Annotated in this window: 12 protein-coding genes; 6 read left to right on the top strand and 6 right to left on the bottom strand. The window is 44.7% G+C overall.

Going from position 1 to position 12,505, the window contains the following annotated elements:
• Nucleotides 1-9: 9 nt before the first annotated feature.
• The 3 genes from Micr_RS04000 to Micr_RS03990 are packed head-to-tail and all read right to left on the bottom strand — an operon-like array spanning nt 10 to nt 1,012.
• On the bottom strand, nt 10-429 hold the full coding sequence (locus Micr_RS04000) for a PEP-utilizing enzyme (RefSeq protein WP_203134389.1): 420 nt from the start codon (nt 427-429) through the stop codon (nt 10-12).
• Nucleotides 426-677, bottom strand: coding sequence for a hypothetical protein (locus Micr_RS03995; RefSeq protein WP_203134388.1), 252 nt, complete (start codon nt 675-677; stop codon nt 426-428). The genes Micr_RS04000 and Micr_RS03995 overlap by 4 nt, the downstream gene beginning before the upstream one ends.
• Nucleotides 674-1,012 carry a hypothetical protein gene (locus Micr_RS03990; RefSeq protein WP_203134387.1) on the bottom strand — a complete coding sequence of 113 codons (339 nt, stop codon included), beginning with the start codon at nt 1,010-1,012 and terminating at the stop codon, nt 674-676. Before Micr_RS03990 ends, Micr_RS03995 begins: the two co-directional genes overlap by 4 nt.
• 447 nt (nt 1,013-1,459) lie before the next feature.
• Here Micr_RS03990 and Micr_RS03985 point away from each other — a divergent pair, with 447 nt between their 5' ends.
• The 4 genes from Micr_RS03985 to gatE all read left to right on the top strand — a co-directional run bounded on the left by Micr_RS03985 (nt 1,460) and on the right by gatE (nt 8,167).
• Nucleotides 1,460-2,875: a hypothetical protein gene (locus Micr_RS03985; protein WP_203134386.1), complete on the top strand. Its 1,416-nt coding sequence runs from the start codon at nt 1,460-1,462 to the stop codon at nt 2,873-2,875.
• Between the two features lie 758 nt (nt 2,876-3,633).
• The gene (locus tag Micr_RS03980; protein ID WP_203134385.1) at nt 3,634-4,920 is read left to right on the top strand and encodes a tRNA (N(6)-L-threonylcarbamoyladenosine(37)-C(2))-methylthiotransferase; all 1,287 of its coding nucleotides are present in this window, start codon (nt 3,634-3,636) and stop codon (nt 4,918-4,920) included.
• A 17-nt stretch (nt 4,921-4,937) separates the two neighbouring features.
• Nucleotides 4,938-6,272 (top strand): Glu-tRNA(Gln) amidotransferase subunit GatD, encoded by a 1,335-nt coding sequence (gatD, locus tag Micr_RS03975; protein WP_203134384.1) that lies wholly within the window; start codon nt 4,938-4,940, stop codon nt 6,270-6,272.
• 8 nt (nt 6,273-6,280) lie between these two features.
• Complete coding sequence (gene gatE / locus Micr_RS03970) at nt 6,281-8,167, top strand: Glu-tRNA(Gln) amidotransferase subunit GatE (protein WP_203134383.1); 1,887 nt, start codon at nt 6,281-6,283, stop codon at nt 8,165-8,167.
• Here gatE and Micr_RS03965 read toward each other — a convergent pair.
• A complete protein-coding gene (locus tag Micr_RS03965) occupies nt 8,156-9,244 on the bottom strand; it encodes a M24 family metallopeptidase (protein ID WP_203134382.1) in 1,089 nt (362 codons plus the stop codon). The two genes, gatE and Micr_RS03965, sit on opposite strands and share 12 nt — an antisense overlap.
• A 95-nt stretch (nt 9,245-9,339) precedes the next feature.
• On the opposite strand from Micr_RS03965, the gene Micr_RS03960 reads away from it, so the two are divergent.
• Complete coding sequence (locus Micr_RS03960) at nt 9,340-10,590, top strand: Nre family DNA repair protein (protein WP_203134381.1); 1,251 nt, start codon at nt 9,340-9,342, stop codon at nt 10,588-10,590.
• A gap of 39 nt (nt 10,591-10,629) precedes the next feature.
• Here Micr_RS03960 and Micr_RS03955 read toward each other — a convergent pair whose 3' ends face one another.
• The gene (locus Micr_RS03955) at nt 10,630-10,962 is read right to left on the bottom strand and encodes a hypothetical protein (RefSeq protein ID WP_203134380.1); all 333 of its coding nucleotides are present in this window, start codon (nt 10,960-10,962) and stop codon (nt 10,630-10,632) included.
• A 130-nt stretch (nt 10,963-11,092) separates the two neighbouring features.
• Complete coding sequence (locus Micr_RS03950) at nt 11,093-11,560, bottom strand: hypothetical protein (protein ID WP_203134379.1); 468 nt, start codon at nt 11,558-11,560, stop codon at nt 11,093-11,095.
• Nucleotides 11,561-11,753: 193 nt separating this feature from the next.
• Here Micr_RS03950 and Micr_RS03945 point away from each other — a divergent pair, with 193 nt between their 5' ends.
• Entirely contained in the window at nt 11,754-12,488 is a 735-nt protein-coding gene (locus tag Micr_RS03945) for a ferredoxin--NADP reductase (protein WP_203134378.1), read from the top strand.
• Nucleotides 12,489-12,505 lie beyond the last annotated feature (17 nt).

Here is a 12,505-nt window from a genome sequence, read left to right as displayed (position 1 = left end):
ATCACTTCACTAAAATTCTACCAAAGCTTTTATTTCGTCTTCCAGATCAATAGTCTTTATTGTTACTTTAGTTCCGTTCTTTATTTTATCAACTGGTATTTCAGACACTGCCAATATGCCACGTTCTCTGGCTATTACAGCTATATGTGCCAGCTCGCCACCAGTTTTCATTATTATTGCATCTGAGGCGTAAAATATATCTGGATTAAGCTCTGCTTCGTGTATTGTTCCATCCTCTACTAATAGTATCAATGGCTTTGGAATTGTAACAGGAATATATTTAGTTTCTGGAGTCAAATGCATAGCGATTCCGCACATAGTGTCTGCTTTGCCATAAGACACGACTCTACCCTCTAACTTCTGTTGATTCTCTTTTCTCAACAGAACTCTACCAGTTGTTTCTTTGTCCTTACTATCATTTTTACTCATATTTCATCACCTAATTTAACGCTATCGCCCGACTTTCTTTCTTTATTATACTTTTTGTATTCATCCATGCAGATTGCAGCTTTGTCCTTCAGGTAATTGATATATCCGTCAAGTTCTTCTACCGGCACGCGTACCGACGTATTTGGCCCATCCCTGATCACAACATATTCCCCCTCTGCAGGCTTCGAGAGTTCATCCAGAAGCCTGTCCTTGTCGAAATGCTTCAAATACCACATTTTGAGGCTCATCTTGCGCACCTCTTGAAGTTTATGTAGCTGACAAGAGTCCCGTAGTCCTTTGAAACATTCTTCTCTATGTATTGCGCTACCTGCTCCGGCTCTTTTTCTCCGTCGAATCTTGCCTTTACCATGAATCCTATGGTTCCTTCGGTGGCGTAAACCTCCAATACGTCAGGAAGTGCTGCAAGATCGTTCGCAAGCATGTTGAGGTCCATTCCCTGCTTCGGCTTTATTAAAAAGAACTTGTGGTACGTCTTTCCATTCCTTTTCACAACGAAGAACTTCTTCGGATCCCTAACGCGCTGTTTCGCAGCGCTTCCGCTCCCTTTTTGTTTTTGACTCATTTCCCCACCTATTAGCGTTATTATTCGTCTGCCCAGACGAACCTGTAAACGTTCTCTGATATCTGGACCATCTTTACTGGCCTGTTGTCGTTGTTATCTGCAACAACAACTTCATTCTTCCTTTTATTCCATCCAAACATATTCCCACCTATTAACATGAAGCAGTATGTGGGGAAATAGTACATGGGTGGAAAACAAGAGGCATAGCGAAAAGCATTATCCCACTGTTCTTCATTATCCTCAACCCCCACATATTGCTTGAGTAAGATTATGGGCTTTTCTTTATAAATAAAATTTGCCTTTTCACTGCCCTTACGTCCAAACCATACTTTTAAAAAATCGCATTTTTTAAAAGATTTTTTAATATTTTAGATTTGTATACCCATAGGAACCAATAAATAACTTGAACGCGGAAATATAATTAAAATAAATAAAATCGGCCTTTGCATGGCGGAAGCTCCCATAAAGATAAAAGAGGTCTTCGATGAGCTCAAAAAGTCTTACGGCGGGCATATAGAGCTGAAATTCTTAAACAAAAGATTCTGCGTATTTGAGGCCACGAGCAAATGGGACAGCAAAAGAAAAAAGCCGGTAAAGATAACTCATTATATAGGATGGATAACCGATAACGGCGTAGTAATACCTGCAAAGCCAAAACAGAGCGAAGCAAGGCTTAAGGCCCTGGAATTCGAATACAATAAAATGATTGAACACCAGAGGGAACTTGAGGAAAAAAGGAAAGCCGCTTCTGAAAGAACGCTTGACGAGGCTCTTGGCAACGAAGACATTCTGCTGCTGGAAGCATTAAGCATGAACTCGAGGCTTCCCCATGCAAGGATTTCCTCAATTACGGGAATACCGCTGCATGTGCTGGAATACAGGATAAAAAGGCTGGAAAGAATCCTGGGGATAAAGTACACGCTCGAGCTTAACATGAACAACCTTGGCTTTTCCGAGTACATGATTCTCGCAAAATTCATAAGCGACAAGCCAAGCCACGAAGCAGTAAGGGCAGCACTGGAAAAGAACCCAAGAGTGCAGCTTGCCCTTGCTGCCAAGGGTACATACGATCTTGCTATTTTCTGTGTTGCGGAAAACAACAACGTGGTTGCAGATGTCCTAGACAGCATAAGGACAGCAGCAGTGCTTAAGGGCATAGAGTCAGAGTGGTACATAACTCCAATTGCGACGGATTATGGATTTGTACCATTACGCCAAGAGTTTTTCGATGTTCTAAAAGAGAAGGTCTGGCGTCGGAAGAAGCACGGAGAAAAACCCGGTGCATCTAGCTTGATGTACAGGGAATACGCCATTCTCTGTGAATTGAACGAAGACAGTACCAAAAGTTTTGCATCGATAGACAGAAAATATAATCTTCCAATAGGCAGTGCAAAAAGGGCTTATGAAGATTTAATGAACGAAGAAGGAAAGAGCGCAATATTAAGGTCTACGCTTACAGTAACCACTATAAACAAAAGATATGATGCCATAATACTTGAAAATATAACGAATAAGGAAAAATTTATAAATTCTAAATATAACCATCACAAGTATATAATAAATGAACCAAATAAAGCAATAAGCAGGTTCTCTTATATATGCGACATGGAAACCCCAGACGGGATATTTTACCTATTCCCAGTATTAAAAGAGGAAGACATCGAAAAAATAAAAGGCGAACTTTCCGAAACAATAAAAGGAGTTAAATTTGATTCGCTGATCATAGAGAGAATGATAATAGGAAATATATGCTACAGGAAGTTCGACAATCTTTATAGTGATCAATACTTGGCATTGGTAAAAAAGAAACTTATATCGGCACAGAAAAGAACGTTATATATTACTAAATCAAATAATAATTAAAATACCTAATAAATCGACATAATAAAATCTAAACTTAATTAGAACAAAAGAGAATAAAATTCCTTATCTTCCGCCGTTTGGTCCTCCCTTCATTTTTTCACCCAATATCCTATATTTCAAAGCAAAATGGAACAGCAGTCTTTAAATACGTTTCTGCGTTTTGGGGTATAACCTTGTAAAAGGCGAATCCTAACCTACGACATTGAAACCCCTGACGGAATATTCCATATATCTCCTGTATTAAAAGAGAGTGATACTGAGGCCATAGAAAACGATCTTTTTAAGGTAATAAAAGGCGTAAAATCTGATTCTTTAATCCTAAAAACTATAATAATAAATATCTGCAGGAAGTTCGACAATCTTTACAGTGATCAATACCTTAGCCTTGTAAAGAGAAAATCCATACAACCGCAGAAAAGAACATTATACAAATAGAACTAACAATAAAAATATCTGATAGAAAAAGTAAAAGAAATATTTAGATTATCCTCCGTGTGGTCCTCCAACGATTCCGCTGTGTGGTCCTCCTATGATTTTCCCGCCGTTTGTTCCTCCCTTCATTTTTTCACCCAATATTTTATATTTCAAAGCAAAATGGAACAGCAGTCTTTAAATATATTTCTGCGTTTTGTGCATATAGTCCTGTAAAAGCTTAAATTGTGGCCAAACTACTAATCAGAAGAACGTTTCCTTTCATAAGTGTTTTAGCTTTTTACGGCTATTAATAATCAATAACAACCAATACCTATGGTGCGTTTTTGAAGGTATACATAGAGACGTACGGATGCACTTTCAACCAGGCCGACAGCGAGCTCATAGCCAGCGCAATGGGTGGCGCAGGTATAAAGACCTGCTCCAGTGAGGCCGACGCGGACGTTGTCCTGCTCAATACGTGCACCGTGAAAGGCGCAACCCAGAACAGGATAACGTACAGGCTCTCAAAGCTTGAGGAAAGCGGCAAGAAGATTCTCGTCACTGGGTGCATGGCAGGCGCCAACAGCGACATAATAAGCAGGTATGCCCCAAGCGCAAGCATAGCCAAGATACAGAACATAGCTGGAATGCCCCAAGCAGTAATGGATACGGCTTCGGGGAAAAGAGTCATGCTGATGGGCGAGAGCAGGTACGACAGGATAGGGCTCTACGTGCCTGGCAAATCGATAATAGCCAAGATACCGCTAAGCGACGGATGCCTGAGCTCGTGCTCGTTCTGCGAAACGAAATTCGCAAGGGGCAGACTCAACAGCTTTTCCGAGGCCGGAATACTCAATGCAATATCCTACAGCATAAGGAACGGGGCAAAGGAGCTCGAGCTCACGGCGCAAGATACCGGGGCTTACGGCATAGACAAGGGCACCAACATAGCCGAGCTTGTCGGAAAGGCATGCTCTTTCGAAGGAGATTTTAGGATAAGGATCGGAATGCTGAATCCAGAGCATCTGCACAGGTATTATGCCGAGCTGATAGATGCAATGCAAAACGAGCACGTATACAAGTTCCTGCATCTACCTCTGCAGTCAGGAAGCAATTCCGTCCTGGAATCGATGCGCAGGGGCTATACTGTTGAAAAGTACCTCGAAATTGTAAAAGAGATAAGGCAAAAAGTGAAGAACATAACGATAGAGACGGATATAATAGTGGGCTTCCCCGGGGAAACCGAAGCCGACTTTGACGCAACGCTGGAAGCCCTCAAGGAATTCAAGCCTGAAGTCACGAACATATCAAAGTTCACAAAAAGGCCGCACGCTGCCGCATCAAGAATGAAGCAGCTTGATGACAATGTTATAAAAGAGAGAAGCGCGGAGCTTTCCAGGGAGGTCAGGGCCATGCAGGCGTCCAAGAACGCAGGCGCAATAGGAGCCGAAGAAAGCGTGCTTCTTACAGAAAGCAATGCCTCTTCCGTTAATGGAAGGGACGACAGCTACAGGCAGATAGTAATTCCTAGGGCTGCAAGCGCTTCCGGCCTTTCCCTTGGCTCAAGGATTACGGCAAGGATTTATAATGCAACATCCAATGCATTGTATGCTGAGCCTGTTAAAGTTTGAACTGGTGCAAAAAGAGAATGTACGGAAAGAAAATAACCGAGTTCCTCAAGTCTAACGGCATAGAGTTTGGGGACATAATAAAGGTGGAAGCCGAAGGCATAAGCGAAGAAGGAGAGCTGATGCCAAGCACCGAAGCGAATTCCGAAGAGATCATAATCTTAAAGATGAAAAATGGCTACAACGCAGGGCTCAGGTTTGATGGCGCAAAGATAACAAAAATAAGGAAGGGCGTGCCGGTTCACGAATTTCCACATTCAAAAATAACACAGAAAAGCTCCCTGCCAAAGGTTACGCTCATATACACAGGGGGCACGATAGGGAGCAAGCTCGACTACAAAACCGGCGGGGTCTACATGCTTCTCAAGCCAGAAGAGCTGCTCTACGAGGTGCCGGAACTTGCCAACGTGGCGGAATTGAAAGTAGATCCGCTCTTCAGCATATCAAGCGAGGACATGTCATACCTGGAATGGCAAAAGATAGCTAAGCAGGTATACGAGGCCGAGAAGGAAGGCTCTCGCGGTGTCGTAGTTACGATAGGGACTGACACTATGCACTATGCATCTGCGGCTCTTTCATTCATGCTTAATGGCATAAACATACCCGTGGTGCTTACCGGCGCGCAAAGGAGCAGCGACAGGGGCTCATCGGACGCTTTCATGAACCTTTTCTGCTCGGTGGTGCTGGCCGCGCGCTCTGAAATAAAAGGCGTAGGCATATGCATGCACAAGACCTCTTCGGATGACGAATGCGGATTCATAAGGGGCACCAGGGCCAGGAAGATGCACACCTCAAGAAGGAACGCTTTCAGGCCCATAAACGAAGGGTATATCGCTACAGTTTCGTATTCAGGCGAGATAAATTACCTTTCAAAGGATGCCGAACATGCAAAGCATGACAAGAAAAGCAAGGAGCCGATGGTTGGCTTTGAGAAAAATGTTGCGCTTGTCAAGGCTTATCCAAATTCCGACCCAGGGATAATAGATTATTACGTGGCCAAGGGCTACAAGGGCATAATAATAGAGGGCACTGGGCTGGGCCATACTCCTGTATCGACGCAGCACGAGAATTACTCATGGCTTCCAAACATCAAAAAAGCAGTAGACAAAGGAGTCATTGTCGGAATGACCTCGCAATGCCTTTACGGAAGGGTAAACCCAAACGTATACAGGAACCTAAGGCTTCTCTCCGGAGCAGGCGTTATCTACTGCGAGGACATGACCCCGGAAACCGCATACGTCAAGCTTGCATGGCTGCTTGGCAACTACGATGCAATAACCGCAAAGAAAATGCTGAACTCCAATTTAACGGGAGAGATAAATTCCAGAAGTGACTATGAGGATTTTCTTGTATGAGCGATAAAATGCATGACGAAGCATACTACAAAAGCCTGGGCTTCATGTGCGGGCTAGAGATACATCAAAGGCTAGCAACGGCAGAAAAGCTGTTCTGCAGTTGCAGCGCAATACTTGACGAATTGCCGCCAAGGCACGATGTCATAAGGCATCAGCGTGCGGTTGCGGGTGAACTGGGAGAAATAGACAGATCGGCAAAGTTTGAGGAGCTTAAAGACAGGAGCTTCATGTACAAGCTCAACGACGTGCATGCGTGCCTTGTTGATATAGACGAAGAGCCGCCACATACAATTAACAGAGATGCGCTTGAAATAGCGCTGCAACTTGCAGCATCCATGGAAATGAAGGTTCCGGCAGAGCTGGAGCCTATGAGAAAAGAGGTAGTTGACGGGAGCAATCCCAGCGCATTCCAAAGGAGCACCCTGGTCGGCCTTAATGGGCGAATAAGCGTCAACGGCAATGGCATAGACGTTCCCTCCATGTTTCTGGAAGAGGAGAGCGCAGGCATAATAAAGAATGCCGAATCTTATGCTGAATATGATACTTCTAGGATTGGCATACCATTGATAGAGATAGACACGTTTCCGTATATAAGAACGCCAAAGGAAGCGAAATCAGTGGCACTGCACATAGGGACGCTTCTCAGGCTCACTGGCCTTGTGCAAAGGGGCATAGGCTCCATAAGGCAGGATGTAAACGTTTCGATAAAAGGCGGCTCGCGAATAGAGATAAAAGGGCTGCAAGAGCTTGCAGATATGGACAAGTACATAGAGAACGAGGTAGTACGCCAGCAAAAGCTCCTGGAAATCGCAAAACTCCTGAAATCGAGAAATGCAGAAGTCTCTGAAAGCCAAATCGATTTGACTGAAATATTCGCTTCAACTGAATCGAAACTCATACTTTCTTCATTGAAGTCAGGTGGTTCAGTATTCGGATTCAAGCTCAAGAATTTCAATGGAGCAATAGGCATGGAGGTCAATCCTGGCAGGAGGCTTGGAAGCGAGATAAGCGATTACGCCAAAATGGCCGGAGTTAAGGGGATAATACATAGCGATGAGGACATGGGGAAATACAGCATAAATGAAAGCGAATTGGCGGAAATAAGAAAAAGGCTATCGCTTTCCGATGGCGATTCCTTCATAATGGTTGCCGCAAAAGCCGATATAGCTGAAAAAGCGCTAAGGCTCGCAATGGAAAGGGCAAAAATGGCTATGGAAATAATACCTCCTGAGACCAGAGCTGTAGATAACAGGGAACTTTATACCACGAGGTTCATGAGGCCGCTGCCAGGGGGCTCAAGGATGTACCCCGAGACTGACATCAAGCCGATATATGTATCGGATGAAATGCTTGTTTCTGCGCAAGAGCGCAGGATAAGCGTGGAAGAGGAGCGCTCAAAGCTAAAATCTGAGTTTGGCTCAGAGGATATGGCCGAGCGCATGATGCTTTCAACGGAGCTGCCTCTCTACAGGGAAATTACAAAAAACGCTTCGATAGACAAGCAATTCGTTGCCAACATTCTGCTTCAGAAGTTCAGGGAGCTGCAACGCGACGGAGTGGACGTGGAATCAATAGGCAATGAAAGGATAAAGCAGATATTCGAGATGTTTTCCGAAGGCGCAGTTGCCAAGCAAGCGGTAGAGCAGCTGCTCAGGCTCGCAGCAAAAGAGCCAAAAGCTGCCATAACTGAAATAATAAAGGCGAACGCTTTGGGCAGGATTACCGGAAAGAAGCTTGAAGAAATGGTTTCAAAAGAGCTAAAGGGAAAAGACCTTTCTGACAGGAACGCGCTGCCGCTTTTCATAAAGTCATTCATGTCAGAGCACAGGCTAAATGTCGACGGCTCTGAGCTGAACGGGATAATTGCAAGGCTGTCAAAAAGCTCAAAGAAATGATGAATGGCCCTTGCCTACAAGGACGTCGTCCTCGAATCTCGCACCGCCGAACCCAGTTATGTATATTCCCGGCTCGTCGCTTACCACCATTCCCTTCTTCAACACTTTGCTTCTGGTAGTCAATCCGGTTCCATCGTGCACGTCTATCCCGACCTGGTGGCCCAGAGAGTGTATGAAGCGCCCCTTGTAAATTCCGTTCCTTGCGCTGTCTATGAATTTCGAGACCTCTGTATGCGCTGTCATTCCGTCAGCGCCGTCCTTGACATAGCTCAAGCCCAGGGCCTGCGCTTCCTTTACTGTATCGATTATGGCTTCCATGCGCTTGTACTTCATTGTGGATTTGTCCGGCTTGAAGAGGAACGTCCTCGTAACGTCTGCGCAATAATTTTGATACCTTGCGCCAACATCCAAAAGAACAAATTCATTCGCCTTTAGCTTGGTTTCGTCAGGCATATGGTGCGGCAGTGCAGCATTCTGCCCAAATGAGACTATGCTGTCGAATGCAAGTCCCTCGCCTCCTTTTTCTCCCATGAGGAATTCGAACCTAGCCCTAAGCTCCTTTTCAGTCATGTTGTCCTTGAAATAAGAAGGTATCTCCCTGAGCGATTCCTTGGTTATGGAAACAGCCTTCTTCATTAGGGATATCTCATATCCGTCCTTTATCTCCCTCGCGTCTGCAAATCTTTCCGTGGCATCCTTGAAAGTTGCCCCAGGAATATTCTTCTTAAGCGCCATTGCGTATCCGTAAGGAAGGAATCCATAATCAATTCCGACAGTGTCTTTTCCTATCTCCTTTTTTATCTCATTCCATTGCTCTTTTCCTGAACTTACGCATTTTACTTCCATCGAGCTTGGAGCCTGCTCGATTGCTATGTCGTATTCCAGCACGCTGGTAAGCAGGGTCATGCTTTTCTTATCTGCTATGAGAACGCTGTCCTCAAAAACGCCGCTGGTAAATCCGCTGAGATACAAAAAGTTGCTGTCCTTTGAGCCGGTATTTATTATTATTGCCTTGTCAAACTCGGCCCCGGTAAAGATTCGCTTAAGCCTGGAGCCAATATCCTGCTTTTTTGCCATGAGACCACTATATGTAGACACTTGCCCAAAGAAGTCTAAAAAAGTTGCTAACGACCAACCCAAATGATAAATATATTGAAGTGGAAATATCCTTGATGGCTTTTGACAGGCATAGCGCAATAAAAGAGATAGCGGAGTTGGACATACCTGTAAAGCGCTCTGCGATAGCGTACGCTCACATGCGCGACCCGGCGCTTCTGCGCTATTACTATAATGCAAAAACCATGCACATACTAAAATCAAGCGAGATAGTTGGAAGTTCACCTACCGACATATTCATAGGAAGGTTCGGATATCCAAAGGTGTTCATAGGGCCGATGGTGCCTCCGGAGTTCGGGGACACGTCGCTAATGGGCATGCCAGAGCGCTGGAGACCCTTCGGCATAGAAAAGATAGTCGAGATGAGGTCAAAGCTGGTACGTGGCATGCAGATATCAAGCATACACGACGTGGAAAAGCGCGGCGTCCCGGAATTTGTCCAGAGCCTGGCAATGGCCGAAAAGCCTGCAGATGCGGAATTGGGGTTTGCAGGTAAGCCCTTCATGAAGCCTGAAGTTCTAGATGAAGCCCAGCCTTTCGGCCCAAGCGCCAAGATACGCGATTTCAAGGTCTACAATTTCAAGGCCGACCGCATGATAGAATCCATGCATTTCGACACAGACGCCAAGGCCACCACTGCCATAAACGAGCTTTATAAAAAGGGTCTGGAAGTTTCATCTATACAGAAGGCCCTTTCAGCAGGGCTATTCGGTTTGAAAAATTCCCGCAAGTTCGTGCCCACAAGATGGAGCATAACTGCCGTAGACGATACCATATCAAAAACAATGAGGGAAGAGATAAAGGGCTATGAGAGCATAGACGCGATACACGCTTTCTACAACGTTGCCCTTGACAACCGCTGGCTCATATTCCTGATTCCTGGCTCCTGGCAGTACGAATCCATAGAAGCTTTCTACCCAAAGACGGTATGGAATGCAGACGGTAAAAGCATATCAATATACGGCTCGTACGAGGGTTACAAAGGCAGGAAGACATACGCTGAGATAGGCGGCTGCTACTACTCCGGAAGGCTAGCAACAACCGAAAAGCTGCAGGGCATGAAGAAACAGGCAATGGCCCTGATATTAAGGGAGGTTCACGAAGGCTATATAATGCCAGTTGGGGTATGGAATGTCAGGGAGCACGTCAGGGAAACACTCGAGACAAAGCCGACAATACTCCACGATACTGCTGAAATGCTTCAGTTCATATCCCAGAAAATGGAAATAAAGCCGGCGAACTGGATAGCAAACAGCAGGCTATTGAGAGAGATAATAATGCAAAAAAGGATAAGCTCGTACATCTGATGTACGGGCTTCGAATCAAAAAGCGAAAGAATATAAAAATCAGAGATCTTCTCTGCGCATCATTCCCAGCCTTTCACTCTCGACGTTCCATATGAGAAGCTCTACGTCCTTGTCGCAGTTTTCATATAGCGATATTAGGGAATTTCCGGTAAAATCATTCTTAAGCAATTCATCCAATATGTCCATTACGTAGCCCTTCTCGTTGTTGTGTGCCAGTATGATGTCATTCACCACGCGCAAAGCGTCGCTGTTGTTGACTGCAAGATCCTTTATGACTGCCATTTCGTCCTTGTCAAATATCATTTTCGCATTGCTTTCCTTAAGGACATTTTCCATAACTCCTTTCTCCGTAGGATTGTTTTTCCTAGCCATTGGTTTCACCATTTTAGCGTCTTTATTCATCAGGCCGTAAGGTTATTACCTGTACAAAGTTGTTCGGGAACTTTATCTCTTCCAATATGTCCTCGCCAACCACTCCGGATCCAACGTATAACTTTGTTATCTACCTGTTGCCCTGCTTAAGGCTTACTGTAACGCTGGACGAATGTGCTTTGAAAGATCTCCTGTGTCCTTCCTGCGTTTCATCCACTTCATAAACTACGTTCACGTGCTTTCCATCAAGATTCCTGTCTTCCGTGGCTCCACATATTCTTCCTTCTTCATTGAATGAAATGCTGTACTCAGACACAGGAACTTTCCTTTTGGTAGTTATGTCGTAAAGCCCTACGCTTCCGCTCGGCAGAACTTCGGCTACCAGCCTTCTTATGTATCCATAGCCAGCCCTATCCTCAACTAAAACATCCACTGGATTGGACTCCAAGCTATGTGCAAACGGCAGCACGACATTTAGAAGATACTCCTTTTTAATGTCAAGCTCTTTCAAATTGTATAAATCGTTTCCTGAAACTGGAACAACTGCGGTGCCTTTGTAATCCGCGCTCTTGGGTTTTCTCCCAGTGCTTTCTACCATAAATATTCACCGTTCCCTTGGGAACGAATATGATACTGCAAATGTAATATTTATAGGTTTTCGCATTGCTTCTGCCAGATTGCAAAACCAAAAGCAACGGCGCACATAAACTGAAAATACAGTGCAAAGCTACAAACACTTTATATTAATTAATATAAAAGAGAAAATAAAAAATTTCGATTTAGTGGTATCAATGGCAGGAAAGATATATCCGGTTTCAAAAAAAGTTTACGAGCTTACGAAATCCGAAAGCGAAACCCCGGAAGTGCAGCTGGTAAGGCTCAAGGCAGTCGATTCAAGCACTATGAATTTCGATGCCGGGATGTTTGCGATGATATCCGGTATCGACAAGGATACTGGAAAGCTCTACATAGGCAGGGCATTCTCCATAGCCTCTGAGCCAAACTCAGAAGAGATGGAATTTTACGTTGTAAAGGAGCACGGAGGCCACGTATCCTATTTTACTACGTCAAAGCCAGGAGACAAATACCAGATAACCGGGCCATATGGGCAGTTCCAGTTCGTCCCAGAAGAAAACAACAAGGTGCTTTTCATAGCCGGAGGTACAGGCTTTGCGCCCTTCATGTCGATGCTAAGGCACATAAAGAAGATAAACGCAGGGACCGATGTAATACTAATATACAGCATAAAGTTCCCAACGGAAATAATAAGGAAGGACGAGCTCATGCAGCTCAAGGACGAGCTTGGGATAAAGCTGCTTATAACCGTTACAAGACCTCAGGAGGGAGACGGCTGGTCAGGAAAGACGGGTCACGTGAACGCCGACATGATAAAAGAAGCTGCCCCTGACATTAATGACAGGACGACTTACGTTTGCGGCCCGCTGCCTTTCGTGCAGGCAATAAAAAATGCCCTTGTGCAGCTCAATGTTCCGCAGAACGAAATCCATGCTGACGTGTGGGGCTGAAAACCTGGCTTTATCGA

Origin of the sequence: Candidatus Micrarchaeum sp. (genome assembly GCF_016806735.1) — an archaeon.
Taxonomy (GTDB): Archaea; Micrarchaeota; Micrarchaeia; order Micrarchaeales; family Micrarchaeaceae; genus Micrarchaeum_A; species Micrarchaeum_A acidiphilum_A.
Note: the sequence above shows the minus strand (reverse complement) of the source record. Positions and strands in the feature narration are given on the sequence as shown.

What these genes read in the sequence shown, in the direction of transcription:
- Micr_RS03985 (WP_203134386.1), top strand. Translation starts at nt 1,460, where the DNA reads ATGGCGGAAGCTCCCATAAAGATAAAAGAGGTCTTCGATGAGCTCAAA.
- Micr_RS03995 (WP_203134388.1), bottom strand. Translation starts at nt 677, where the DNA reads ATGAGCCTCAAAATGTGGTATTTGAAGCATTTCGACAAGGACAGGCTT.
- Micr_RS03990 (WP_203134387.1), bottom strand. Translation starts at nt 1,012, where the DNA reads ATGAGTCAAAAACAAAAAGGGAGCGGAAGCGCTGCGAAACAGCGCGTT.
- gatD (WP_203134384.1), top strand. Translation starts at nt 4,938, where the DNA reads ATGTACGGAAAGAAAATAACCGAGTTCCTCAAGTCTAACGGCATAGAG.
- gatE (WP_203134383.1), top strand. Translation starts at nt 6,281, where the DNA reads ATGCATGACGAAGCATACTACAAAAGCCTGGGCTTCATGTGCGGGCTA.
- Micr_RS04000 (WP_203134389.1), bottom strand. Translation starts at nt 429, where the DNA reads ATGAGTAAAAATGATAGTAAGGACAAAGAAACAACTGGTAGAGTTCTG.
- Micr_RS03950 (WP_203134379.1), bottom strand. Translation starts at nt 11,560, where the DNA reads ATGGTAGAAAGCACTGGGAGAAAACCCAAGAGCGCGGATTACAAAGGC.
- Micr_RS03965 (WP_203134382.1), bottom strand. Translation starts at nt 9,244, where the DNA reads ATGGCAAAAAAGCAGGATATTGGCTCCAGGCTTAAGCGAATCTTTACC.
- Micr_RS03960 (WP_203134381.1), top strand. Translation starts at nt 9,340, where the DNA reads ATGGCTTTTGACAGGCATAGCGCAATAAAAGAGATAGCGGAGTTGGAC.
- Micr_RS03955 (WP_203134380.1), bottom strand. Translation starts at nt 10,962, where the DNA reads ATGGCTAGGAAAAACAATCCTACGGAGAAAGGAGTTATGGAAAATGTC.
- Micr_RS03945 (WP_203134378.1), top strand. Translation starts at nt 11,754, where the DNA reads ATGGCAGGAAAGATATATCCGGTTTCAAAAAAAGTTTACGAGCTTACG.